The 23,451-nt window shown below is 62.1% G+C and carries 22 protein-coding genes; 16 read left to right on the top strand and 6 right to left on the bottom strand.

What is annotated here, in order from left to right; translation table 11 throughout:
• The first annotated feature begins 18 nt into the window (after window positions 1-18).
• Window positions 19-528: a prolyl oligopeptidase family serine peptidase gene (locus PF049_10560; protein ID WBY16034.1), complete on the top strand. Its 510-nt coding sequence runs from the start codon at window positions 19-21 to the stop codon at window positions 526-528.
• Between the two features lie 24 nt (window positions 529-552).
• Here the strand turns inward: PF049_10560 and PF049_10565 are convergent, their stop codons facing one another.
• A complete protein-coding gene (locus PF049_10565; GenBank protein WBY16035.1) occupies window positions 553-1,866 on the bottom strand; it encodes a hypothetical protein in 1,314 nt (437 codons plus the stop codon).
• Window positions 1,866-2,747, bottom strand: coding sequence for a 4-hydroxy-tetrahydrodipicolinate synthase (gene dapA / locus PF049_10570; GenBank protein WBY16036.1), 882 nt, complete (start codon window positions 2,745-2,747; stop codon window positions 1,866-1,868). Before dapA ends, PF049_10565 begins: the two co-directional genes overlap by 1 nt.
• A gap of 92 nt (window positions 2,748-2,839) precedes the next feature.
• On the opposite strand from dapA, the gene PF049_10575 reads away from it, so the two are divergent.
• Genes PF049_10575 through PF049_10585 form a run of 3 tightly spaced genes read left to right on the top strand, consistent with a single transcriptional unit; the run spans window position 2,840 to window position 5,820 of the window.
• Window positions 2,840-4,798, top strand: a complete 1,959-nt coding sequence (locus PF049_10575) for a lytic transglycosylase domain-containing protein (protein WBY17904.1) — start codon at window positions 2,840-2,842, stop codon at window positions 4,796-4,798.
• A gap of 9 nt (window positions 4,799-4,807) precedes the next feature.
• Entirely contained in the window at window positions 4,808-5,320 is a 513-nt protein-coding gene (locus PF049_10580) for a GreA/GreB family elongation factor (GenBank protein WBY16037.1), read from the top strand.
• On the top strand, window positions 5,317-5,820 hold the full coding sequence (locus PF049_10585; GenBank protein WBY16038.1) for a hypothetical protein: 504 nt from the start codon (window positions 5,317-5,319) through the stop codon (window positions 5,818-5,820). Before PF049_10580 ends, PF049_10585 begins: the two co-directional genes overlap by 4 nt.
• A 57-nt stretch (window positions 5,821-5,877) precedes the next feature.
• Here PF049_10585 and PF049_10590 read toward each other — a convergent pair whose 3' ends face one another.
• The gene (locus PF049_10590; protein ID WBY16039.1) at window positions 5,878-6,549 is read right to left on the bottom strand and encodes an outer membrane beta-barrel protein; all 672 of its coding nucleotides are present in this window, start codon (window positions 6,547-6,549) and stop codon (window positions 5,878-5,880) included.
• A gap of 208 nt (window positions 6,550-6,757) precedes the next feature.
• Here PF049_10590 and rlmN point away from each other — a divergent pair, with 208 nt between their 5' ends.
• From rlmN to PF049_10645, 11 genes are all read left to right on the top strand, one after another.
• Window positions 6,758-7,996, top strand: a complete 1,239-nt coding sequence (rlmN, locus tag PF049_10595; GenBank protein ID WBY16040.1) for a 23S rRNA (adenine(2503)-C(2))-methyltransferase RlmN — start codon at window positions 6,758-6,760, stop codon at window positions 7,994-7,996.
• A complete protein-coding gene (locus tag PF049_10600; protein ID WBY16041.1) occupies window positions 7,993-8,598 on the top strand; it encodes a class I SAM-dependent methyltransferase in 606 nt (201 codons plus the stop codon). The genes rlmN and PF049_10600 overlap by 4 nt, the downstream gene beginning before the upstream one ends.
• A complete protein-coding gene (locus tag PF049_10605; GenBank protein ID WBY16042.1) occupies window positions 8,568-9,245 on the top strand; it encodes an MOSC domain-containing protein in 678 nt (225 codons plus the stop codon). The genes PF049_10600 and PF049_10605 overlap by 31 nt, the downstream gene beginning before the upstream one ends.
• A 132-nt stretch (window positions 9,246-9,377) precedes the next feature.
• Complete coding sequence (locus tag PF049_10610) at window positions 9,378-9,782, top strand: glycine zipper 2TM domain-containing protein (GenBank protein ID WBY16043.1); 405 nt, start codon at window positions 9,378-9,380, stop codon at window positions 9,780-9,782.
• A gap of 186 nt (window positions 9,783-9,968) precedes the next feature.
• The gene (locus tag PF049_10615; protein WBY16044.1) at window positions 9,969-10,745 is read left to right on the top strand and encodes an SDR family oxidoreductase; all 777 of its coding nucleotides are present in this window, start codon (window positions 9,969-9,971) and stop codon (window positions 10,743-10,745) included.
• Complete coding sequence (locus tag PF049_10620; GenBank protein WBY16045.1) at window positions 10,742-11,449, top strand: cytochrome b/b6 domain-containing protein; 708 nt, start codon at window positions 10,742-10,744, stop codon at window positions 11,447-11,449. The genes PF049_10615 and PF049_10620 overlap by 4 nt, the downstream gene beginning before the upstream one ends.
• Complete coding sequence (locus PF049_10625; protein WBY16046.1) at window positions 11,446-12,186, top strand: molybdopterin-dependent oxidoreductase; 741 nt, start codon at window positions 11,446-11,448, stop codon at window positions 12,184-12,186. The genes PF049_10620 and PF049_10625 overlap by 4 nt, the downstream gene beginning before the upstream one ends.
• 27 nt (window positions 12,187-12,213) lie before the next feature.
• Window positions 12,214-13,473, top strand: coding sequence for a class I SAM-dependent methyltransferase (locus PF049_10630; protein ID WBY16047.1), 1,260 nt, complete (start codon window positions 12,214-12,216; stop codon window positions 13,471-13,473).
• 69 nt (window positions 13,474-13,542) lie between these two features.
• On the top strand, window positions 13,543-14,763 hold the full coding sequence (locus tag PF049_10635) for an argininosuccinate synthase (protein WBY16048.1): 1,221 nt from the start codon (window positions 13,543-13,545) through the stop codon (window positions 14,761-14,763).
• Window positions 14,764-15,054: 291 nt separating this feature from the next.
• A complete protein-coding gene (locus PF049_10640) occupies window positions 15,055-15,393 on the top strand; it encodes a hypothetical protein (protein ID WBY16049.1) in 339 nt (112 codons plus the stop codon).
• A gap of 204 nt (window positions 15,394-15,597) precedes the next feature.
• Entirely contained in the window at window positions 15,598-16,170 is a 573-nt protein-coding gene (locus PF049_10645; GenBank protein WBY16050.1) for a septal ring lytic transglycosylase RlpA family protein, read from the top strand.
• Between the two features lie 252 nt (window positions 16,171-16,422).
• Here the strand turns inward: PF049_10645 and PF049_10650 are convergent, their stop codons facing one another.
• Window positions 16,423-17,028 (bottom strand): hypothetical protein, encoded by a 606-nt coding sequence (locus tag PF049_10650; protein ID WBY16051.1) that lies wholly within the window; start codon window positions 17,026-17,028, stop codon window positions 16,423-16,425.
• A gap of 215 nt (window positions 17,029-17,243) precedes the next feature.
• On the opposite strand from PF049_10650, the gene PF049_10655 reads away from it, so the two are divergent.
• Window positions 17,244-17,480, top strand: a complete 237-nt coding sequence (locus PF049_10655; GenBank protein WBY16052.1) for a hypothetical protein — start codon at window positions 17,244-17,246, stop codon at window positions 17,478-17,480.
• Between the two features lie 697 nt (window positions 17,481-18,177).
• Here PF049_10655 and PF049_10660 read toward each other — a convergent pair.
• On the bottom strand, window positions 18,178-20,274 hold the full coding sequence (locus PF049_10660) for an AAA family ATPase (GenBank protein WBY16053.1): 2,097 nt from the start codon (window positions 20,272-20,274) through the stop codon (window positions 18,178-18,180).
• A gap of 63 nt (window positions 20,275-20,337) precedes the next feature.
• Window positions 20,338-23,280, bottom strand: a complete 2,943-nt coding sequence (uvrA, locus tag PF049_10665; protein ID WBY16054.1) for an excinuclease ABC subunit UvrA — start codon at window positions 23,278-23,280, stop codon at window positions 20,338-20,340.
• Window positions 23,281-23,451: the final 171 nt, after the last annotated feature.

Here is a 23,451-nt window from a genome sequence, read left to right on the forward strand (position 1 = left end):
GGGGAATGGGGACGCAAGATGCAGACCGACCTGTCCGACGGCCTGAAAGCCTTGGCCGATGCCGGGATTGGCGATCCGGACCGCGCCTGCATCGTCGGGGCAAGCTATGGCGGTTATGCAGCGCTGGCGGGCGTCACTTTGCAGCAGGGAATCTATCGCTGCGCCGTATCGGTGAACGGGGTCAGCGATCTCAATGATATGTTCGGTTCGACACTCACGGGGCTGGAAGATGTCTTCAGCCGGAATGCCGAAAGAATGCTCGGCTCCGATCCCGACCTGAAGGCCCTATCACCGCGCCACCGTGCCGCGAAGACCGATGCCCCCGTCCTGCTTGTCCATGGACGTGACGACACGGTAGTCCGATTTCGCCAGAGCGTGCTGATGCAGGATGCGCTGAAAGACGCTGGCAAGGATGTGACGCTCGTCGCGCTGGACGGTGAAGATCACTGGCTCTCGGCCGAAGAGACCCGGAAAGCAATGCTTACCGCGACCGTCGCCTTCGTCGAGCGTCACAATCCTGCCGAGTGAATGGAGCGCTGACGCCCCGTCCTCTTATTCCGCCAGCAGGTCGCTTGGCAGGCTGGGTTCGCTCAGCAAACGTTCCATTCGCTCCCACCGGATCGTCGCATCGGCATCGCCGCGTTCGATCCACGAGCTCACCATGTCGCGGCCGAGGCCATAATTGATGATGTAGCTGCGATAGGTGTCGATGAAGCGCAGAGACTGGGCCGCCCGCTCCGGCGAGACAAGCTGGTAGCGCTGCAGGAGTTCGATCGCTTCCTCGCCGGACATTTTGCCCGCGAGGTATTCTGCGGCGATCGTGTAGCGTGCTGGCCCCAGGTCCTTCAAAGCATCCCGCAGGGCGGCGTATTCCGCCAGGTCTTCCGTCGGCAAGCCGGCTAACGGGGCGAGCACCTCGGTCTCGAAACGCACTTGCTCTTCGCCGGGAAAGGCCAGCGGTATGCCGTAATTCGCACTGCCTTCGGCAATGAGCGATTGCGGGGAATAAAGCGGATAGATCGAGAATTCCGTCCATCCGCGATCGTTCACGAGGTTCTTCTCGAGCAGCGCGTTGAACGCGTGATGTCCCGGATAGCCTTCGTGGCACCCAAGATCGACTGCGCGGTCGAGCCTGATCGGCAGATCGGTATTGACCTCGATCTTCGAGGCGTAGCCCCCCTGATAGTAGTTGTATCCGCTCCACGGCTTGTCGGTCACGAAGCGAAGCGTGAAGCTTTCGCCCTCCGGCATGGCGATGTGTTCCAGCGTCCTGCGCTTGCACTCCGCAATGGAAGCATCGAACACCGCCTGCAGGCGATCCTCCGGGATGTTGAAGCGGGCGTAATAGTCGTCGAGACGCTTCCAGAGAGGGGCGCTCGAACCTTCGGCAGCGGGAACCAATCGCTCGATCCGGGCAAGGACGGGATCGAAGCTTCCGAGCGCAGGCGTTTCGGGCGTGACGCCGAAAAGTCCTTCGGCCTCCTGAACGAACGGGATCTGCTCACCCTGCATCATTCGCAGGCGCGTATGCGCCGCCGTCAGCTGGGCGACCAGAAAGCGGGCCCGGCGCTCATCCATGCTGGTCCCCTGGACACCGTCATCGGCATACCGGTCGATCCGCTTGCGCAAGGCCGCTGCAAGGATTTCGAGCTGCGGCACATCCTTCGCCGAAAGCTCTGCGACCGACCGTTCCCGCAGTTCGTCGGGACCGTAATAGGCGTCGATGTACCCGTCCTCTTTCTCGCCGATGGCGAGTTGCAGGACCACGTAGTCCTGCGCCAGCGAATCCAGCGTCTCGTCCGGCTGTGGCACGGTCGCGCAGGAGGCCAGCGCGAGGGCGAGTATACCGATGCAGGCGCGGCGCATCACAGGATTCCTGCGTGCACAAGCGCCTCGTCGACGGCCTTGCGCGACGCCTCGCTGGCGCTGCACAGTGGCAGACGGACATCGGGCTGGACCCAGTCATGCACCCGGCTGAGTGCGTATTTCACAGGCGCCGGGCTGGCATCGGAGAACATCGCGTAATGCAGCGGGAAAAGGCGGTCGTTGAGTTCGCGCGCCTTTACCAGGTCGTTCGCCGCGATGGCCTCGTGGAACTGGGAGCACAGTGCCGGCGCAACATTCGCGGTCACAGAAATGCAGCCAGCCCCGCCCGCAGCGGAGTGGGGCAGCCACAATTCGTCATTTCCCGAAAGCTGGCAGAAATCTGCGTCCAGCCCCATGCGGTGGTCGGCCACGCGCGACAGGTCGCCGCTGGCATCCTTGATCGCGACGATGCGGTCCGGGAACTTGCGGACCAGTTCGACGACCGTCTCGTCTTCTATGTCGGTGACCGTGCGGCTCGGCACGTTGTAAAGGACGATCGGCAAGTCGCTGTTTTCGGCCAGATGGCTGAAATGCGCGATCAGGCCTGGCTGGCTGGGGCGGTTGTAATAGGGGGCAACGCAAAGACCGGCGGACGCCCCCGCCTTCTTGCTGAATTGCATATGGAGCAGGGCATTGCGCGTATCGTTCGATCCGCAGCCCGCGATGACCGGCACGCGCCCCGCCGCCTGCTCCACGCAGACTTCGACTACGTGGTGATGTTCTGCATTGGAGATCGTCGATGCTTCCCCGGTGGTTCCGCAGGGTACCAACGCATTCGATCCATTGTCGATCTGCCAGTCGACAAGACGGCGAAAGGCAGCTTCATCGAACGATCCGTCGCGAAAAGGAGTCACAAGGGCGGGTATCGAGCCGGAGAACATTTGCTCAGTTCCTCTAATGTCTTAAGTGCAATGCAGAATTAGACGAAGAATCCACCGCCCATTCAGTCCCTGATAAGGAGCCGCCGGACATGATGTCCAGCATGACACGCATTCCCCTCTACGCTGCAACTCTGGCAGCGACCACCGCCCTTTTTGCTCCCGCCCAGGCCGCCGCGCAGAACGCGGCAGGATGGGACAGCGCGCGCGCCAGCCTCGTCGCGCAGCAGCCCGTCCGGATGGCCGATGCGGTGAACAGGTGGGAATACCTGATCGGGCAGCGTGACCTGTCGTTCGACCAGTATGCAGGCTTCCTGCTCACCTATCCCGATTTTCCGCAGGCCGAAACGCTGCAGGAACGGGCGGAAAATGCGCTTGATAACGCCACGCCCACGCCGCAGCAGCTGGTAGCATTCTTCGACGCCCTGCCTCCGGTCACCAATTCCGCGAGGGCGCGCTATGCCCTGGCCCTCGCCACGCTCAACCGGCCCGAGGCTTTCGATGTCGCGCGCGCAGCATGGCGCGGCGGCAATATGAGCGGTCCGGCAGAGGCGTACATGATGGGCATTTTCGCCGGTCGCTTTACGCCGGACGATCACGATGCCCGGATGAACGCCCTGCTCTGGCAGCGTGACGGAGAGGCTGGGGCGCGCCAGATCGCCTATGTCACACCGATGCGCCGAGACGGCTTCGCCGCCCGCCTTGCCACCCTGCAGGGCCAGTCGCCCATGGCGGCGGGTTATGGTGCGCCGGGCAATCTGCGTGCCGATCCCGGTTATGTCTACAACATGTCGCGCTATCACCGGATCGACGGCCGGACCAGCAGCGCCGTCGACGTGCTGGTGAACCGTCCGAACTTCAACAGCGTGCCGCACGATTCCGAAACGATGATCAGCGAGATGCTGCGCGTTGCGCGGGAAGCAAGCGCCAGCGACACCGTGCGCATCGCACAGAAAGTCGACGATGTTTTCGCCGCCGACACGGATGTCAGCAAGGAAAGCTATCGCACGCGCGACGATTACACGTCGCTGATGTGGGCCGGCGGCACCAATGCGCTCTGGCGGATGGGTGACGGCCGTACAGCGGCGCCCTTGTTCTATCGCTATGGTGCGGCAGCCCAGACCCCCCAGACACGGTCGAAGGGCTTCTACTGGGCCGGTCTTGCCAGCCAGCGGGCCGGCGACATGGCCGAAGCGACGCGCTATTACGAGATGGCTGCCCGTTATCCTGAGCGGTTCTATGGGCAACTCGCCCTTGCGCAGCTCGGCCGCGGCGTTCCTTCCCTTGCTGCCCAGCCGACCGCCCAGCCCACGGCGGAACAGCGCGACGCCTTCAATCGCTCTGCCCTGGCCAACGCTGTGCGCGAAGTTGCGCGCGGTGCACCGTGGCGCACCGGCATCCGGTTCTACCAGGAAGTCGCACAAAGTGCGGATACGCCCGAAGAACACGTGCTGGTGAGCGAGCTTGCACGCGAAACCGGTCGCCGCGATCTGGCCGTCAACGTGACGGAAGCTGCGGGCGCCGATGGCCTTCCCGATTTCGTGGCCCAGGGTTTCCCGACGCTCCAGACGCCGCCGGGTTCGAACTGGACGTTCGTCCACGCCATTGCACGGCAGGAAAGCCAGTTCGCCCAGAACGCGATCAGCCATGCCGGCGCGCGCGGCCTGATGCAGCTGATGCCGGGCACGGCGCGGGAGCAGGCCGGGATGCTGGGCATGAGCTACCGCCAGGACGATCTGATCAGCTCACCCAGCTACAACGTCCAGCTCGGGAACGCGTATTTCGCCCGCATGATGAGCTATTATGACGGCAGCTACCCGCTTGCGATCGCGGCTTACAATGCCGGGCCGGGCAATGTGAACAAGTGGCTGCGCGCCAATGGCGATCCGCGCAATGGCAGCGTGGACTGGCTAACCTGGATCGAACGCATCCCGATCTTCGAGACGAAGAACTACGTCCAGCGTGTGATCGAGAATGCCGCGGTGTACGAACATCTCTATCCCGATCGCGCCGAGTTCGGGCGTGCTCGTATGGCAAACGAGTTCCTGCGCTAGGCTTCAGGAATGGCCATGGGGGACCAGCGGACCAATCCCATCACGCCAGATGGTTATGCCGCCTTGAAGGCGCGGTATGACCATCTGATCGGGAAGGAGCGACCGGAGATCGTCGAGATTGTCAGCTGGGCCGCTGGAAACGGCGATCGCAGCGAGAATGGCGATTACCTGTACGGTCGTAAGCGAATGCGCGAGATCGACCGCGAACTCGCGCATCTTTCGCGCCGCATGAAATGGTCGCGCATTATCGATCCCGCCACGCAGGAACACCGCGATCGGGTGCTCTTCGGCGCCACCGTCGAATTGGCGGACGAGGACGATGAACGGCGGACCCTGACGCTGGTTGGCGATGACGAACAGCTTCCCTCGGAAGGCAAGATCGGCTGGACAAGCCCCATGGCCCGGGCCCTGCGAGGGGCAAGTGTCGGCGATGTAAGGACCCTGCGCCTGCCCGCCGGGGTGGAGGAACTCGAAGTCATGGCGATTTCCTATCCCCACTTTGCAGAAAGGATGGGCGCGTGACCCGCAGCCTGTTCACCATTGCGACGGGCTCGGTGCTGCTGGGCACGGCCATCGCTCCGCTGCACGCGAAGGACAGCCTCGGCGTCTTCGGCGACTGGGGCGCGTTCCGGGACGCGGAAACACCGCGCTGCTACGCGATCGCGAAGGCTGCGCCCAGCCGGTTGCAACGCGATCACGAACCTTTCGCCAGCGTCGGAACATGGCCCACCCGCAAGGTTCGCGGACAGGTGCATTTCCGTCTTTCACGAAATCTCGCCAAGGATCGGCCGATAAGGCTGCGGATCAGCGACAAGCAATTTGTTCTGAAAGGCGACCGTTCGAACGCCTGGGCGCAAAGCGCGTCCTCCGACGCTGCGATCGTAGCCGCCATTCGCGCCGCCGGGTCCATGACGATCAGCGCGGTCGATGCGCGTAGCCGGCGCTTTTCGAATACCTACGATCTTGGCGGGGCGGCGACGGCGATGGATGCCGCCACAGTGGGCTGCGCCGATATCGGCTGATACGAAAAGGGGCAGGCATCTCTGCCCGCCCCTTCGAGAACTACGGTTTGCCCGCGATCAGAAGCGGAAACCGACGCCCGCCATGATCTGGTGACGATCGGTGTCGACGTCGAAACGATCGGTGTCGGCGACGTCTTCACGCTCGAAATCGATCTCGCCTTCGGAATAGTTGGAATAGCGGTATTCCAGCTTTACGAAGGTGTTTTCGGTGAGAGCATATTCCGCACCGGCGCCGAGGCGATAGCCGTCGGTGTCGAGGCTGCGGCTGTCGATTTCGTTGCCGCGCGCACCCTGGATGTCGAACCGGGCATTGGTGTAACCGGCCTTCGCATAGACCAGCGCACGGTCACCGACGAGCGCGCCGACACGGGCACCGACATAGATGTCGCGGCCTGCATTGACATTGCCCAGGCCGAACAGGTTGGGATCGCCGCCGGGATTGATGTCCACGCCTGCGGAGGATTCCGTCAGTTCGGCTTCTGCGCCCAGAACGACGCCGCCGACGGCCACGTCGTAACCTACAGCCGCGCCGTAGGTCACGCCGTCGGCGTCCTGGTCATCCATATTGCCCTGCAGATCGTTGTCGATGTCGCTGCCGGCACGAAGATTGTCATAACCGACGACGGCTTCGACGCGCGGGCCGGTGAATGCGGAATTGTCCTGTGCTGCCGCCGGGACAGCGATGGCGATGGTGGAACCTGCCAGCAGCAGGGTTGCGACCTTTTTCATTGTAGTACTCCAGTTTCGTTGAGAGTTTTCTCCCCTGTGCAGCACCCAACGGCGACAAAGCCCCGCAGTTTCATGAACCTGAGACAACAAGAATTTGTGGCAAAAGAGACACATTGTGTCGCTCTGTCTCAGCTAGGAAACTACCGACAGCACCGCTTGAAGCAGTCCACATGATGACTTTCCGAGCGATCTGCCCTATATTCGGGCGATGCCCGATACAGCCGTCATGCCCATCCCCGGACAGGTCGATCCGGTCCCTGCCCCGCGCGATATCACTCCGCGTGAAGATGGGCGGATCGATCTGCTTGGCCTGCCCAAGTCGCGGGTCCGCGAACTTTTCGAGACTGCGGGCCTTGACCCCAAGCAGGCGAAACTGCGCGCGAAGCAGGTGTTTCACTGGCTCTACCACCGCGGCGTCACCGATTTCGAGGCGATGACCGACATCGGCAAGGCAATGCGTCCATGGATGGCAAAGCACTTCATCGTGGGAAGGCCCAATGTCGTCGAAGCGCAGGTTTCGAATGACGGAACCCGCAAGTGGCTGCTTCAGACCGACGACGGTCATGATTTCGAAATGGTGTTCATTCCCGATGCGGATCGCGGAACGCTCTGCGTGTCCAGCCAGGTCGGCTGCACGCTCAATTGCACCTTCTGCCACACGGGAACCATGCGGCTCGTCCGCAATCTCACGCCGGGCGAAATCGTCGGCCAGGTCATGCTGGCGCGCGACGCCCTTGGCGAATGGCCGAAGGGCAAGATGGATTTTGCCGACGATGCGGACGAGGCCGACTACCAGTCCGACGGCCGCCTGCTGACCAACATCGTCATGATGGGCATGGGCGAACCGCTCTACAATTTCGACAATGTCCGCGACGCGCTCAAACTGGTGATGGACGGCGAAGGCCTTGCGCTGAGCAAGAGGCGGATTACGCTTTCCACCAGCGGGGTCGTGCCGATGATGGAGCGCTGCGGAGAAGAGATCGGCGTCAATCTGGCCGTGTCCCTTCATGCGGTAACCAAGGAAATCCGCGACGAAATCGTGCCGATCAACCGGAAATACGGTATCGAGGAACTGCTGCAGGCCTGTGCCGATTATCCCGGCGCCTCCAATGCCCGCCGGATCACGTTCGAATATGTCATGCTGAAGGACAAGAACGACAGCGACGACGACGCCCGCGAACTGGTCCGCCTGCTGAGGGAATACGACCTGCTAGCCAAGGTCAATCTGATCCCGTTCAATCCGTGGCCGGGCAGCATCTACGAATGCTCCACCCCGGAACGGATCCGTGCGTTTTCGAATATCGTGTTCGAAGGCGGCATCAGTGCCCCCGTTCGTACTCCGCGAGGCAGGGACATCGACGCTGCGTGCGGTCAGTTGAAGACAGCTGCGGAGAAGAAGAGCCGGGCCCAGCGCGACAGGGAAGCGGCCCAAGCCGACGCCGCGTGATCTGGGACCAGGCAACCCTCGATTACTACGAGGCGGCTGCACCGCATTACACGGCGAGCACGGCGGAGTTTCATCACCGGCATCTCGATCCCTTTCTCGAGCTGCTCCCGCCGAATGGAGATATCCTTGAACTCGGGTGCGGATGCGGTCTCGATGCATCCCGCATGATTCATCGCGGCTTCCGCGTCGATGCGACGGACGGGGCCGCGGCCATGGTCCGCAAGGCTGAAGAACGCTTCGGCATATCGGCGCGGGTCATGCGGTTCGATGAGCTCGCCGGGAAGGCCCGGTACGATGCCGTCTGGGCGCACGCATCGCTGCTTCATGCACCGCGCGATGCCCTCCCCGGCATACTGGCAAAAATTTACGAAGCCCTGCGCCCCGGCGGCCTGCATTTCGCCAATTTCAAGCTGGGCGACAAGGACCATCCGGACGAGGGCCGCGATCCGCTGGGCCGCTGGACCAGCCTGCCCTCGGCAACCTGGTTGCACAAGCAGTATGGCGATGCCGCGTTCTCCATCGTCCAATCGGACCGTTACACCGGCAACGGAAGCGATGGTGTCGTTCGCGAATGGCTGGGCCTCACGGTCAGGAAATCATGATGGCCGGCGTGACCGTTCGATCGATCTGTATCGGCCAGCCGCAACCTTTCAATGGCGCGGAAATGAGTGCCATCGCGAAGCTGCCGGTCAGCGGCGATGCGGAAATTCGCGACTTCGGAATCGTGGGCGACATGGTTGCCGATACGCGGGTCCATGGCGGGATCGACATGGCGATCCATCATTATCCCCGGGACCATTACGACTGGTGGCGAGAAAAGCTGGGCCCTCACCCCTTGCTCGATAGCGCCAACGCCTTCGGGGAGAATATCGTCGCTACTGGACTGACGGAAAGCGATGTGCATATCGCGGACAGGTTCCGCCTGGGAACGGCGGTGCTGGAAGTCAGCCAGCCGCGCCAGCCCTGCTGGAAGATCGATCATCGTTTCGGCGTGAAAGGCATGGCGGCAGAGGTCGTGCGATCCCACCGGTCCGGCTGGTATTACCGCGTTCTGGAAGAGGGCTTCGCGAGAGCGGGCGACGAATTGCACCGGATTGAAAAAGGTCACGCGGATTGGCCGGTCGCGCGCGTTTTCGCCAAGATCTATGACAAGGAAAGTCAGCCGCAGCGCGACGAACTGGAGGCGATCGCTGCACTGGAGGGACTGTCCGACAAGCTACGCGACCGGGTGCGCAAGGCCATTTCCTGACGCAATTCGACGCTGCGCAAGCACCGCTCGGCTCGCAAACCCCATGGATTTCCATCGTTCATCGGGCGTTGTGGAAACAGTGGCGAAACGCGGCGTTTCCCTCACATCGCAATCGCAACAATGGAAATACACATGAAGACTTTCACCGCTCTCATCGCAGCTTCGGCCCTGGCCGTGACCGGCGCCTCCGCGACCGGTATTGTCGCGCCCTCCCCGGCGAAGGCCGATCCCCCCAGCTGGGCTCCGGCCCATGGCAAGCGTGCGAAGGAACGTTCGCGGATTTACGATTCCCGCGGCCGTTACGTCGAGCCGCGCCGCATCAGTCGCAATGACCGCGTATGGCGCGGCGATGGCGGACAGTATTACTGTCGCCGCGACAACGGCACGACCGGTCTGGTAATCGGCGCAGGTGTCGGTGCGCTCGCAGGTTCCGAGATCGCCGGTCGCGGCGACAGGACGCTGGGCGCCATCATCGGCGGCGTGGCTGGTGGCCTGCTGGGACGCGAGATCGATCGCGGAAGTCTCCAGTGCCGCTGATTTCCTGACGTTTCGCAATCCACGAAAGGGCGCGTCGCCAATGGGCGGTGCGCCCTTTTTTCATCGGCAAACGCTGCACGTCCTTCCCTGAAGCGCGCACTTTTGCTCAAAGGGCCGAATGGCACTGCACCTCACCCGGTTCACCCGCTGCTCGCCGTGCAAAGGTCTGCATCGGACCCATGTGACATGACCGCACCCTCGGTTCTGGTCACGGGAGGCGCAAAGCGCATTGGTGCGGCACTGTGCGAAGCCTTTTCCAGCGCGGGTTGGCATGTGGTCATCCATTACAGATCCAGCCGCGAAGAAGCCGAGGCTCTCGCAGCCCGGCTGGGTAATGCAGAGACGATCGGTTTCGATCTCGCGGACGGCGATGCCGCGGTGGCCGCGATGCACTCCCTTGCCCAGCGGCTGACCGATTGGCGTGCCCTCATCAATTGCGCCGCCGTTTTCGAGAACGATGCCGTAACCGGGCTGGACCCCCGGACGTATAACGCTGCCATGACCGTCAACGCGCGCTCCCCTGTCCAGCTGGCCCAGACCTTTCTCAGCGAAGCGCAAAGCGTCGCAGGCCGCCGGGTAATCCAGCTGACGGATATGAAGCTGGAAAACACCAATCCCGATTTCTTCAGCTACACCATGAGCAAGCACGCAGTCGCGGGCGCCATTCCGATGCTGTCCATGGCGCGCCGTCATCCGGCTGACCGCGTCTACGGCCTTGCCCCCGGTGCCATTCTCGCGAGCCATGATCAGGCGCGCGAGGAGACGGAGATTTCCCACCGCATGAACCTCCTTCACCGAAAGACGTCGCTGGGCGATATGTGCGATGCCGCCCTTTTCCTTGCAGAGGGGCACTTAGCCAGTGGTGAGACGCTGTTCGTCGATAGCGGCCAGCACTTGCTCGACCAGCCGCGCGACGTCATCTTCCTCGCACGGCAGCAGGCAGAAAAGAAAGAATCCGTATGAGAGGCGCGGCGAGAAAACACGGACTTGCCACGCGCATCTGGCACTGGGCCAACCTTGTCTGCGTGGTCGTTCTCTTCATGTCCGGCCTCAACATCTCGAACGCACACCGGCGGCTGTACTGGGGCGACTGGGGCTTCGCTCCGGAGCAGGCCTGGCTCGAAGTTCCGCGCTTCCCGGGCTGGATGACCATTCCAGACTTCTACAGCCTCGCACAGGCGCGTGACTGGCACGTTCTCATGTCCTGGCCCTTTGCCCTGGCTCTCCTTTTCATGTGGGCGAGCATGCTGGCCAACAGGCATTTCAAGAAAGACATCGCAACCACGCGCCGCGAATGGAGGCCGGCCAATGTCTGGGCCGATGTGAAGGCGCACGCACGGTTCGATTTCGATCATGGTGCCGGCAAGTACAATTTCCTCCAGAAGGTCGCCTACGGCCTCGTACTGGGCATATTCCTGCCGATGATGATCTTCACCGGCATGGCGATGAGCCCGGGGGTCGAGCCGTGGCTCGGATGGCTGACCGACATCCTCGGCGGGCGGCAGAGCGCGCGAAGCCTTCACTTCATATTCGCGTGGCTTATTTTCGGTTTCTTCGTCGTGCACGTGCTGCTGGTCGTCGTTAACAAACCGCTCCGGCAAATATGGGGAATGATCGCAGGCGGACGCATGGAGGATGACAAGGCTGCAAAGGGAGGCGCGCGATGAAGCGGCGCAGCGTAATCGTCGGCATCGGTGCCGCCTTCGTCGCCGGATGCCAGAAGATCGGGGAAACCGGACCCGGCAAGGCGCTGCTCGAAGCGGCGCCCAACTGGCACAAGGGCATCCATGATGCGCTGGGCGGACGGACCGCTCTTGCCCCGGAATACGGGCCGGAAGACATCTCCCCATTCTTTCGTGGCAATGGCTCGACCGATCCGCAGAACGGCGATTACCAGGATCAGGCCGCAGCCGGTTTCGCGGACTGGCGGATCGAGGTTCGCGGACTGGTCAACAACCCGCTGTCCCTTTCCATGGAAAACCTTCGCGCCCTCCCCCAGCGCACGCAGATCACGCGGCATGATTGCGTCGAGGGTTGGAGCGCCATCGGCCAGTGGACCGGCCCCCAGCTTTCTCTCATCCTCGATGCGGCAGGCGTGCAGGACGGCGCGCGCTTCATCGTGTTTCGCTGTGCGGACAATCTGAACGGGGCGGATTATTACGAGAGTGTCGACATGCTCGATGCCTATCACCCGCAGACGATCGTCGCGCACCGGCTCAATGGCGAGCCGCTGCCCGTCAGGAACGGTGCACCGGCGCGCATGCGGATCGAACGCCAGCTCGGTTACAAGCATGCCAAGTACCTGACCGCTATCGAAGCCGTCGCCAGCCTCGACGGGATCGGTGCCGGAAAGGGCGGATATTGGGAGGATCGCTCCGGTTACCAGTGGTATGCCGGCATTTGAATTGATCGCATCATGAAGAGGTAATCCATGAGCCACACTCTGTTGCACCGTTTCTTGAGGAAAGGCGTGAGACAGGGCAGTCTCACGGTCACCTATTCCGGCGGCGAGACGGCACAATACGGCACGCCCGAGGACGGTTTCCCCGACGTCGCCATCCGGCTGACCGACAGCAGGGTTCCCCGCGACATCGTATTCGATCCGCGCATTGGCGCAGCCGAGGCTTTCATGGATGGCCGCCTCCTGATCGAACGCGGCGACGTGATGGGTCTCGTGTACCTGCTGCGCGCGAATTCGCCATGGGACAGGGGCGGCCGTTTCGGCAGGCCCGGCCTTGTGAAACGCGTGCAGAACACTGCCGCCTTTGCTGCCGAACAGGTCAACAATTCCGTCGGCGCGAAGCGCAACGTCGCCCATCATTACGACATCGGCAACGATCTTTACCGGCTGATGCTGGATGAAGAGCACATGCAATATAGCTGCGCCTACTGGCCGGAAGAGCGCCGCGAGGCGGGCATGACCCTGGGCGAGGCGCAGGAGGCGAAACTGGCGCATATCGCGGCCAAACTGGCGATCGAGCCCGGTAACAGCGTGCTCGATATCGGTTGCGGCTGGGGCGGCATGGCCATCTACCTTGCCAGCCGGTTCGACGTGCGCGTGACTGGTATCACCCTGTCGCGCGAACAGCTGGAACTGGCAAAATCCCGCGCCAGCGAAGCCGGCGTCGCCGATCGCATCGACTTCCGCCTCGTCGATTACCGCGATCTGGCGGCGAGCGGCGAGAACTTCGACCGGATCGTCTCGGTCGGCATGTTCGAACATGTCGGCCGCCCGCAGTTCCAGACCTTTTTCGAGGCGGCAGGGCGTCTCCTGCGGGAAGACGGGGTCATGCTGCTCCACACCATCGGCCGTATGGGCAGCCCGGGCACGACCGACGCCTTCACCCGGAAATACATTTTCCCGGGCGGTTACATTCCCGCGCTGAGCGAGACTGTCCGTGCGAGCGAGAAGGTGCGCCTGATCGCGACCGATGTCGAAACCCTGCGGCTGCATTATGCGTATACCTTGCGCGAATGGTACCGGCGCTGCGTCCAGCACCGTGATGCCATCGTCGCCATCTATGACGAGCGGTTCTACCGCATGTGGACCTTCTATCTCAGCGGCGCGACTGCGGCGTTCGAGCACGGCGGCATGTGCAATTACCAGATCCAGTTCACCCGCAGCCGGCGCGCCCTGCCCGTCACCCGCGACTACATGGCCAAGCGGGAGGCCGATCTTCTGGCAGGCTGAGCGACGGCCAAGACCGCTTGCCCGCTTCCGACGCGGCTGATACCGGCTCGCGCCAGTCAGGAGTTTCCGATGTCCGAAGTGAAGAAAGTCGTCCTCGCCTATTCCGGTGGGCTGGATACCAGCGTCATTGCAAAGTGGCTGGAGGTGGAGCGCGGCTGCGAGGTGGTGACCTTCACCGCCGATCTCGGCCAGGGCGAGGAAATCGAGCCTGCGCGTGAAAAGGCACGCGCCATGGGTATTCCGGACAAGCACATCTTCATCGAGGACGTGCGCGAGGAATTCGTGCGCGACTACGTCTTCCCCATGATGCGCGCCAATGCGCGTTACGAAGGCGACTACCTGCTGGGAACTTCGATCGCCCGTCCGCTCATTTCCAAGCGTCTTGTCGAGATTGCGCACGAGACGGGCGCCGATGCCATCGCCCATGGGGCGACCGGCAAGGGCAACGACCAGGTCCGGTTCGAACTTTCCGCCTACGCGCTCGATCCCGACATCCAGGTCATCGCGCCCTGGCGTGAATGGGACCTCGGCAGCCGGACCGCCCTCATCGCATGGGCAGAGGCGCACCAGATCGCCGTTCCCAAGGACAAGCGCGGCGAAAGCCCGTTCTCGACCGACGCGAACCTCCTCCACACCTCTTCGGAGGGCAAGGTCCTGGAAGACCCGTGGGAAGAAACGCCGGGTTATGTCTACTCCCGCACCGTCGATCCCGAGGACGCGCCGGACACGCCGGAATACATCACCATCGATTTCGAGAAGGGTGACGGTATCGCCCTGAACGGCGAAGCGATGAGCCCGGCAAACCTGCTCGCCGCGCTCAACGATCTCGGCCGCAAGCATGGCATCGGCCGGCTCGATCTTGTCGAGAACCGCTTCGTCGGCATGAAGTCGCGCGGAATGTACGAAACCCCGGGCGGCGAAATCTATGCCCGCGCCCATCGCGGCATCGAGCAGATCACGCTGGACCGCGGCGCAGCGCATCTGAAGGACGAGCTGATGCCCCGCTATGCGGAGCTGATCTATAATGGCTTCTGGTTCTCGCCCGAACGCGAGATGCTGCAGGCCGCGATCGACCATAGCCAGGACAAGGTCTCCGGAACCGTTCGGCTGAAGCTCTACAAGGGCGTCGCAGGGGTGGTCGGCCGCAAGAGCGCACACTCGCTGTATTCCGAAGCCCACGTCACGTTCGAAGACGATGCCGGAGCATACGACCAGCAGGATGCCGAAGGCTTTATCCGCCTCAACGCGCTTCGCCTGAAGCTGCTGGCGCGCCGGGATTCCGCTACGTAACCGACCGCCCGCGACGGGCTGCCGAGTTATCCACCGCTGTCCACAGCGAAAACCGGACCGCGTGGATAACTCGCGCATGGTCCCCTTGCCCGACTCGTTTCCGAGGCGCAGTCTCCAACCATCGAGAGAGCGAAAACGTTTCGAGATAGACATCCTTAGGGATTGATATTTCGGTGTTTTCATAGGTCTTTCGGCGTGGGCTCCACTGTCCACGTCCGGGAAGAGCGGACATTGCGGAAGGCCTCGGCCCGATGCGATGGAAGTGTTGAGACCCTGACGAAGTTGGAGGCCATGGGCTGGACAAACCGGTCGAAAACCGAAGGAACGGTCGACGTGCCCTGCACCAAGATCGCGCCGCTCGAAGGTTCGACCAATGGGGAAGCCAGTCTCGGGAAGGACCGGATGGTTCGGAGCCGGCGGAACACGCGAAAGCCAGTCGGCGGACGCGAGACCCGAAGGCCCACCACCCGGATCGGACCGGATGCCGGTGCGAGCGCCGGTGACAGAACCGGACACCCCGCCACGCCGAAACGCGCGGTGCGGATGAACGGGAAAACACCTGGCGCCAAGAGCGGTTCGGACGCGGCAAACCGCGAGGAATGCCATGAAGGAAGCGACCACGCACGGTGAGAGTGGGGTCGGCAGCAATGCCGGCCCCATTTGTCTTTTCGCTCTGGGAAGGCTCAATTTCCTCCATTCAGCGCTCCTTTTTCCACCGTTCCCACGGTTTATCGCCCTTTTGCCACGTTTCGGCGGGAGTCGTTGCGTGCCCGCGCCCGTTTGCCGGCCGTTAACTGTACTTGACGCGCACGTAAGGGCTAAGCCGCCTCTACTATGACGGTTCAGACCTCCCAGATTCGCCTGCGCGCCGCGCTTGCCGTTGGTGCCGCCGCTATGCTCGCCATGCCTGCCCAGGCCTCCGCGCCCGGTTCGGAATATGTCTCCGCGCCTGTGGAGCAGGGGATTGCCCCCGACCTGGACGAAGCCTTCGCCCCGTTCGACGAACTGCCCGACGCACCGGCGCCCGCCGGCAATGTCGTCGACCTCACCACCATCGATCCGCCGATCGAGGAAGCGCCCGAGCCGGAACCGGTGGACACAGCCAGCGGCCGCTCGCTCGGCTCGGGAATCGCATCCTATTACGGCCGCCGCTTCCATGGCCGCCGCACCGCGAACGGGGAGCGGTTCAACATGAACGCGATGACCGCCGCCCACAAACGCCTGCCCTTCGGCAGCAAGGTGCGCGTGACCAATACCGGCAATGGCCGCTCGGTCATCGTGCGCATCAACGATCGCGGGCCGTTCACCCCGGGCCGCGTGCTCGATCTCAGCCGGGCCGCAGCGCAAAAGATCGGCCTGGTCCAGCGCGGCCACGGCACGGTGGAGCTGGAGCTGATCACCAGCTGACCGGGAGGCGCGCAACCCCTACCCGCCCCCCTGTAGGACGGTTCCGGCGCGCTCCATCCGAAAATCCCCCGCGCCGGGTGACACAAGTGACACCGCGCCCCTGCGTGTCATCCCTTGCAAAGCGCGCATTTCCGCGAGGTCCAGCGCCGTGCACCGGCCGCCGCCGAAACAGGGCGCCGCGCATGAATATTTCCTACAAATCCAACACGCCGCAGGCCGCCCGGACCCGCACCGGCGAGGCCGCGACCTGCGCTATTTGCGCCCGCGCTTCTTCCGGTATTCCACGATGTCGGCATACCAGCTGGTCTTCAGGAAGCCGCTTTCCAGCTTGCGGCCCTCTTCCCGGTCGGTGATCGGCCCGCCTGTCACCGGCAGGCTCTCCCCCTCCTCCCAGTCGAAGCCCGCCCACTCGATCCGCTCCAGCAAGGCCTCGAAGCCGGGTGAGGTATATTCGCGCGCGACCTGCATGCGTCCCAGCTCCCACGGGTTTTGCAGGATCCACTGCGCCAGGCGGTTGTCGTATTTGCGGTGCGTGCCGACCAGTTCGCCGCCGTGATAATGCGGCACCTCCTCGCCATTGACGGCACGGTCCATGACCGCCTGCGCCAATTGAGAGAAGCCCAGCTCCAGCGCCGTTTCCCAGCCGAGGTCGAAAGGCGTGCCGCGCAGCCGGTTGCGCAAGACGTAGGCCGACTGGCGCGACATGCCCACCGCCTTCGCCGCCTGGCTGACCGATTGCGAGGCGGCAAGTTCGCGCAGGAAGACGACCATCTTACGCCGCGACCACGACCTGTGATTGCGGGCCTTGTGATCGCGCTTGGCCGGAGGGGTTGCGGAGGTGTCGGGCGTGTCTGTCATGGGGGCGATGTCCTTGGGCAAGAAAGCGGGCATGGACCCGCGCGGCAGCGCTGGAAGGGGCAGGCGCCGGCGGGTCCCCCCGCCCCTAACCGCGCGAGCGCCCTGTAGGACAGCAACAAAAAGCAAGCGGTTTTCCGGCAGCCATCCGCCCGTTTCGCCCGTTGGAGGCAGGTGCATTCCTGCAATTTTGCAGATCGGTCCGGAGGACACCCGCCATGTTTACCCAGCTCGACCCGCCCCTCCCCGTCATCGTGTTGGACCGCGGGAAGGGCCTGGCCATGGCGGTCATCGATTACGGGCCGGAGCACAATTTGATCTGGGTCACCGCGATCGACGACACGGGCGAAATCTGGTGCGCACCCAATCCGAAGGTGCGGATGCAGACCAACTGGACCATGGGGCGCGACGCACCGGTGGCCCGCGAGGGAACTGGCGATCCCGTCGCCGACTAGCGCCGAGACAGAGCGCCCATCGCGCCGCGATCAGCGTGCGCGAGCAAGCGAACTAAGACTCAGCACACGAACAAATTATGGGAAGCGAAAGAACGGTCGGCGACCAGCCGACCGCGTTGCGAAGCACTGCCGAAGGCAGAACGGCGACCGCCCGCCGCCGCTTATGCGGCGAAGCAAGGAGCACGGACGTGCTCCGCCCGCAGGGTCAAAACAAACTGACTCTTCCCAAAACCACCAGCTCGTTACGCGCATGCCGCGCCTTCAACGCAGCACTCTGCACCGGACGCGCGCCAATACGGCCAGCGTCCACATGCCCCAGCCACGCACGCGCGGCAGCGAAAGGAAGCGGATGGTTGCTCGGATAGATCGGAAAAGACATCGGTTCACCTGTGATCGGTTTTCAGGGAACCGGACCAGTTATACGATGCGCGGCGTGTAGGACAGCACTACCGACCAAACCGCATTGCGAGGCATGCGAGTCGGACATGGCCGAGTACTGGAAAATTTTTGGACAACTCGACCCACCGGGGCGAGAACGCGGTGTGCCCCTCCCCGCGAGGACCGGCGGTGGGGCGGCTTCGATGGTGGCGAGAACGTTCATGGTTCACCTCATGGGTTTGAGTGAACCGGATTAGGTGTACGGATTTGGGTAGTAGGACACCACTTTGGTTCCAATGGAGGCGCCGTGGCCCTACATTTACCAAGAATGAACCTTCCGCAATACTTGCTGCATTCCTTCTGGTTCGAACCCATCATCTGCCATTCGAGTAATGATGAGGTTTCGAAAGGGCTCGTACGCGACACCAAGCTCGACCCTTGAAACGAACCTTTTCAGGATAGGTCGGCCTGGAATTGTGCCTCGCCACGATCCATCCGCAAAGCTCGCATCCAAGCGGTCGTTTTCCTGAGTTACAAATTCAGCGAGGCGCTCTTCAGAAGCAGCGCCAGTCGTTAATTCATTAATTCTTTTAACCGATCCTTGAATCGACGCATTGATCGATTTGGCCAAATCTTCTGCGCTCTTGTCGACACCTATATTGATTGCGCGGATCATTGTGTCATTCACGTGATCTTGCAGCTTCATGCGCAGCAGTTCGGGTCGAATTTCACGAGCGCACTCTCGAAGTTGATCCAACACCTTATCTTCGGTGAACTCTTTCCCTAAGCCAAGGGAATGCATGGCCTTCAATACGTACTGTGGCTCCAGAAGATAATTCTCGATGTGATAAACATCCCACGAGAACAGATCGACCTTCTCCTTTGCAGAAGGGTCAAATTCGTCCGTATCGCGATCGACAATTGCGTAAAATTTCGTGTCGATACCTTTCTCGGCACCCGACGCTAGGGTTTCCAGCAGCGCCTTAACACGAACCTTGTTAGTACCCGAAAGTAGATTCACTTCTGCTGCAAACTCAGGGAAAAGCGTTGACACACATTGAATATCAAATTCCGCGTCGCCTCCGCCTTCTAAGATGACCGCCTTCGCGCCAGGCTTATAAGCGGCGACATCGCCAACTAAGTCGACAATCGCAGCATCCATCGCGTCGCCGACCTTGATCGTCTTCAATTGGCCTTGCTGGGAAACGGCAGACGTCGAGGGCACCATATGGAACACGTCGTATCCCGTCTTGCCAACGACTTCTCGCAGCAAGGCATCAGAGTGCGATACGAGCCACATTTGGTTATTGAGCGCTACCGTAAGGTGCTTGCGATAAAATTGCGGCAGTCCCCGAATTAGTCGCGGGTTCAAATGCAGCTCGGGCTCATCTAGCAGAATTATCGAGTCTTTAGGCGCCGTATTTCGCATTCGAAGATAGCCATACAAGACTTCCTTCTCACCGGAACTTAGCTCGTCCAAATCGTGAGTTGCCTCTGCACCAACCTGAACCGGGAAGTTGAGGTTTCCTTCACCAGTCGGCTGGGGTCCCAGGAACTTCTTATCGGGAAAGAAAGTGTCGAACAGCTCTTTAAGAGTGTCGGTTAAGGGTGGCGTCTTAGAAACGCGCCCTTCACTCGCGGCAGAGAGCATGTCTTGAATAAACGCAGAGGCAAGCTCTGTCTTAACGTTGCCGTACTTTGAATTATAGTTGTAGAGCGAACTTTGACGCTTTTGCTCTTGACGGCTTTGATCGAAATGCAGGGTTACATTCTGAACATTGTCCCGCGTGTAGAGCCGCATCGGTCCATGATAGTCGATGACACCGATATGAGGCGGATCGTAAGTGTTGAACAGCACAGACAGAAGAATGGAATCTCTGACTTGTATGCCAGAATGGGGATGCGAGATAATTTCGCCGATGTGCTTGTCTTGAGAAAGTTCATCTTTGAACTTTGGCATCAATTCTGCGACTTTTTGATCGACCTCAGGCTGTCTTTCTCGAAACTGCGCCGAATAGCGAACCTGCGTATAGAACCCGTAGTTAAAAGCATCTGGCAGTATCGTCCGCCAAACTGCTTGTGACAGGAGGTCATGCGCATTGGTATTTATATAGCTCTTCTCGTCGTCAGATAGCGTGAATGCACTTGTAATCTGCAACGGCTTATTTTTGTCATTGAAGAGCTTTATAAGATCTTGCTGAAGCCTAGAAGGGTTGACTTGAAACTCGCCAAACCACTGCTGCACCTCATTCTGCTGGTATCCACCATATATGGACTTCAGAAACCGGATCGCGTCAAAAACGCAGGATTTTCCCGATCCGTTCGGCCCCGCGATTACGACTGTATCACCTAAATTATCGAAACGAGCGGAACGAATTCCCCTAAAATTGTCGATCTGCAAAGTTTCGATTTTCATTTTTTCTTTCTTTTTAAAAAATTGTCACTTTGTTTCATTATCAGGCCTTAAGGTCATGTCAACCTACTCCGCCGCTTCAGCCTGCCGCGCTAACATCGGCGCAAGATAGCGCCCCGTCCAGCTCGCCTCGACCGCCGCGACCGACTCAGGCGTCCCCTCCGCAACGACCTCCCCGCCCCGCACACCGCCATCCGGGCCGAGGTCCAGGATCCAGTCAGCCGTTTTGATCACGTCCAAATTGTGCTCGATCACCACCACGCTGTTCCCCTGGTCCACCAGCCGGTGGAGCACTTCGAGGAGTTTGCGGACGTCCTCGAAATGCAGGCCGGTGGTGGGTTCGTCGAGGATGTAGAGCGTCTGGCCGGTGCTGCGTTTGCTCAGTTCCTTGGCCAGCTTCACCCGCTGCGCCTCGCCGCCCGACAGCGTGGTCGCCTGCTGGCCGACCTTGACGTAGCCCAGCCCCACCTCGTTCAGCATGTGCATCTTGTCGCGGATGGGGGGCACGGCCTTGAAGAAGGTTTCCGCGTCCTCCACCGTCATGTCCAGCACGTCGGCGATGGAGTGGCCCTTGAACTTCACCTCCAGCGTCTCGCGGTTGTAGCGCTTGCCGCCGCATTCCTCGCAGGTGACGTAGACGTCGGGCAGGAAGTGCATCTCGATCTTGATCAGGCCATCGCCCTGGCATGCCTCGCACCGGCCGCCCTTCACGTTGAAGCTGAAGCGGCCGGGCTTGTACCCGCGCGCCTGCGCCTCCGGCAGGCCGGCGAACCAATCGCGGATCTGGGTGAAGGCGCCAGTGTATGTTGCAGGGTTGGAGCGCGGGGTGCGGCCGATGGGCGACTGGTCGATCTCGATCACCTTGTCGCAATATTCGAGGCCCGTGACCTTGTCGTGCGCGCCCGCCACCACGCGCGCATTGTTGAGCGTGCGCGCCGCGGCGGCGTAGAGCGTGTCGATGGTGAAGCTGGACTTACCACTGCCGCTGACCCCGGTGATGCAGGTGAAGGTGCCGAGCGGCAGGCTGGCGGTGACGCCGTTCAGATTGTTCGCCCGCGCGTTGTGGACCGTCAGTTCGTGGCCGTTGCCCTTGCGCCGCTCGGCAGGGACCGCGATCTCGCGCCGCCCGGTGAGGTAGTCGGCGGTGAGCGATTTCTTCGATTTCAGCACCTGCTTCAGCGTGCCCTGCGCCACCACCTCGCCCCCGCGAACGCCCGCGCCGGGGCCGAGATCGACCACGTGATCCGCCTGGCGAATGGCGTCCTCGTCATGTTCGACCACGATCACCGTGTTGCCGAGATCGCGCAGGCGTTTGAGCGTTTCCAGCAGCCGGTCGTTGTCGCGCTGGTGCAGGCCGATGCTCGGCTCGTCGAGCACGTAGAGCACGCCCGACAGCCCGCTGCCGATCTGGCTGGCGAGGCGGATGCGCTGGCTTTCCCCGCCGCTGAGCGTGCCGCTGGTGCGGTCGAGATTGAGGTAATCGAGCCCGACATTGTCGAGGAAGCCCAGCCGCTCGTTGATTTCCTTCAGGATGGCGCGCGCGATCTGCGACTGCTGCTCGGTCAGGTGCTCGTCGAGGCCGAGGAACCAGTCCTTTGCATCGCTGACGCTCATCTTGGTCGGCGTGGCGATGTCGGTGACGCCGGCCCCATCTTCTGTCGGCGGCCCGGGGATCTTCACCGACAGGGCTTTCTCGTTCAGCCGCTTGCCGCCGCAGGTCTCGCAAGGCTGCGCGGTCTGGAACTTGGACAGCTCCTCGCGCATCCACGCGCTCTCGGTCTGCAGCATCCGGCGGTTGAGATTGCCGATCACGCCTTCGAACGGCTTGTTCACCGTGTACTGCTTGCGCCCGTCCTTGAAGGTGAGCGGCACGCGCTTGCCCTTCGTGCCGTGGAGGATGACGGACTGGTTTGCTTCGCCCAGCTCTTCCCACGGCGTGGTCAGGTCGAAACCGTATTCCTTAGCGAGGCTGCCCAGCACCTGCATGTAATACGGCGATGGCGGATTCGACTTCGCCCAGGGCACGACCGCGCCCTTCTTCAGGCTGAGCGCCTCGTTCGGCACGACCAGCTGCGGGTCGAACAGCTGTTTTTCGCCGATACCGTCGCAGGTCGGGCAGGCCCCCTGCGGCGCGTTGAAGGAGAACAGGCGCGGCTCGACTTCCTCAATGGTGAAGCCCGACACGGGGCAGGAGAACTGTTCGGAAAAGACGATGCGGTTGGCGGGGAGGCCTGCGCCTTTCATCGCGCCACCGCCGGCCCCTTCCTCCTCGCGTCCGGGCACTACGCCATCCGCCAGGTCGACATAGGCGAGGCCATCGGCCAGCTTCAGCGCGGTCTCGAAACTGTCGGCAAGGCGGCTTTCCAGCCCTTCCTTTACGGCGAGGCGATCCACCACCACCTCGATGTCGTGCTTGAACTTCTTGTCGAGCGCGGGCGCGTCCTCGATGGCATAAAGTTCGCCGTCGATCCGCACGCGGGTGAAGCCGGCCTTCTGCCATTCGGCCAGCTCGCGGCGGTATTCGCCTTTCCGTCCGCGCACGACGGGGGCGAGAAGATAGAGCCGCGTGCCTTCGGGCAGCTCCATCACCCGGTCGACCATGTTGGACACGGTCTGCGCCTCGATCGGCAGGCCGGTCGCGGGTGAGTAGGGAACGCCCACCCGCGCCCATAGAAGGCGCATGTAGTCGTAGATCTCGGTCACCGTCGCCACGGTCGAGCGCGGGTTGCGGCTGGTGGTCTTCTGCTCGATCGAGATGGCCGGCGACAGCCCGTCGATATGCTCGACATCGGGCTTCTGCATCATCTCCAGGAACTGGCGCGCATAGGCGCTCAGGCTCTCGACATAACGCCGCTGCCCCTCGGCATAGATGGTATCGAAAGCGAGGCTCGACTTGCCCGAGCCGGAAAGCCCGGTGATCACGATCAGCGCATCGCGCGGCAGGTCGATATCGACGCCCTTGAGGTTGTGTTCGCGGGCGCCCCGCACGGAAATCTTTGTAAGTGCCATGGGGACGCTGTGTTCCTGTTGTGTTCACGCCTGTCAAGGACCGACGGCGTTAGGCTGGATCAGGCCCGCGAAACGGGCCGCAAAAACGTGTGCAGGTGCGCTAGATGGGGAGGATTGCGCGGCGGACAACCACCGGAGTTGCGCCTCGTTTCCACACGGGCTTGCCTTTCG

This window comes from Erythrobacteraceae bacterium WH01K (assembly GCA_027941995.1).
Classification (GTDB): domain Bacteria; phylum Pseudomonadota; class Alphaproteobacteria; order Sphingomonadales; family Sphingomonadaceae; genus CAJXSN01.

What these genes read in the sequence shown, in the direction of transcription:
- uvrA (WBY16054.1), bottom strand. Translation starts at nt 23,280, where the DNA reads ATGGCACTTACAAAGATTTCCGTGCGGGGCGCCCGCGAACACAACCTC.
- PF049_10605 (WBY16042.1), top strand. Translation starts at nt 8,568, where the DNA reads ATGGCTGGGCCTCACGGTCAGGAAATCATGATGGCCGGCGTGACCGTT.
- PF049_10655 (WBY16052.1), top strand. Translation starts at nt 17,244, where the DNA reads ATGTTTACCCAGCTCGACCCGCCCCTCCCCGTCATCGTGTTGGACCGC.
- rlmN (WBY16040.1), top strand. Translation starts at nt 6,758, where the DNA reads ATGCCCGATACAGCCGTCATGCCCATCCCCGGACAGGTCGATCCGGTC.
- PF049_10610 (WBY16043.1), top strand. Translation starts at nt 9,378, where the DNA reads ATGAAGACTTTCACCGCTCTCATCGCAGCTTCGGCCCTGGCCGTGACC.
- PF049_10650 (WBY16051.1), bottom strand. Translation starts at nt 17,028, where the DNA reads ATGACAGACACGCCCGACACCTCCGCAACCCCTCCGGCCAAGCGCGAT.
- PF049_10560 (WBY16034.1), top strand. Translation starts at nt 19, where the DNA reads ATGCAGACCGACCTGTCCGACGGCCTGAAAGCCTTGGCCGATGCCGGG.
- PF049_10580 (WBY16037.1), top strand. Translation starts at nt 4,808, where the DNA reads ATGGCCATGGGGGACCAGCGGACCAATCCCATCACGCCAGATGGTTAT.
- PF049_10620 (WBY16045.1), top strand. Translation starts at nt 10,742, where the DNA reads ATGAGAGGCGCGGCGAGAAAACACGGACTTGCCACGCGCATCTGGCAC.
- PF049_10635 (WBY16048.1), top strand. Translation starts at nt 13,543, where the DNA reads ATGTCCGAAGTGAAGAAAGTCGTCCTCGCCTATTCCGGTGGGCTGGAT.
- PF049_10640 (WBY16049.1), top strand. Translation starts at nt 15,055, where the DNA reads ATGGGCTGGACAAACCGGTCGAAAACCGAAGGAACGGTCGACGTGCCC.
- PF049_10645 (WBY16050.1), top strand. Translation starts at nt 15,598, where the DNA reads ATGACGGTTCAGACCTCCCAGATTCGCCTGCGCGCCGCGCTTGCCGTT.
- PF049_10575 (WBY17904.1), top strand. Translation starts at nt 2,840, where the DNA reads ATGTCCAGCATGACACGCATTCCCCTCTACGCTGCAACTCTGGCAGCG.
- PF049_10630 (WBY16047.1), top strand. Translation starts at nt 12,214, where the DNA reads ATGAGCCACACTCTGTTGCACCGTTTCTTGAGGAAAGGCGTGAGACAG.
- PF049_10615 (WBY16044.1), top strand. Translation starts at nt 9,969, where the DNA reads ATGACCGCACCCTCGGTTCTGGTCACGGGAGGCGCAAAGCGCATTGGT.
- PF049_10565 (WBY16035.1), bottom strand. Translation starts at nt 1,866, where the DNA reads ATGCGCCGCGCCTGCATCGGTATACTCGCCCTCGCGCTGGCCTCCTGC.
- PF049_10660 (WBY16053.1), bottom strand. Translation starts at nt 20,274, where the DNA reads ATGAAAATCGAAACTTTGCAGATCGACAATTTTAGGGGAATTCGTTCC.
- dapA (WBY16036.1), bottom strand. Translation starts at nt 2,747, where the DNA reads ATGTTCTCCGGCTCGATACCCGCCCTTGTGACTCCTTTTCGCGACGGA.
- PF049_10590 (WBY16039.1), bottom strand. Translation starts at nt 6,549, where the DNA reads ATGAAAAAGGTCGCAACCCTGCTGCTGGCAGGTTCCACCATCGCCATC.
- PF049_10625 (WBY16046.1), top strand. Translation starts at nt 11,446, where the DNA reads ATGAAGCGGCGCAGCGTAATCGTCGGCATCGGTGCCGCCTTCGTCGCC.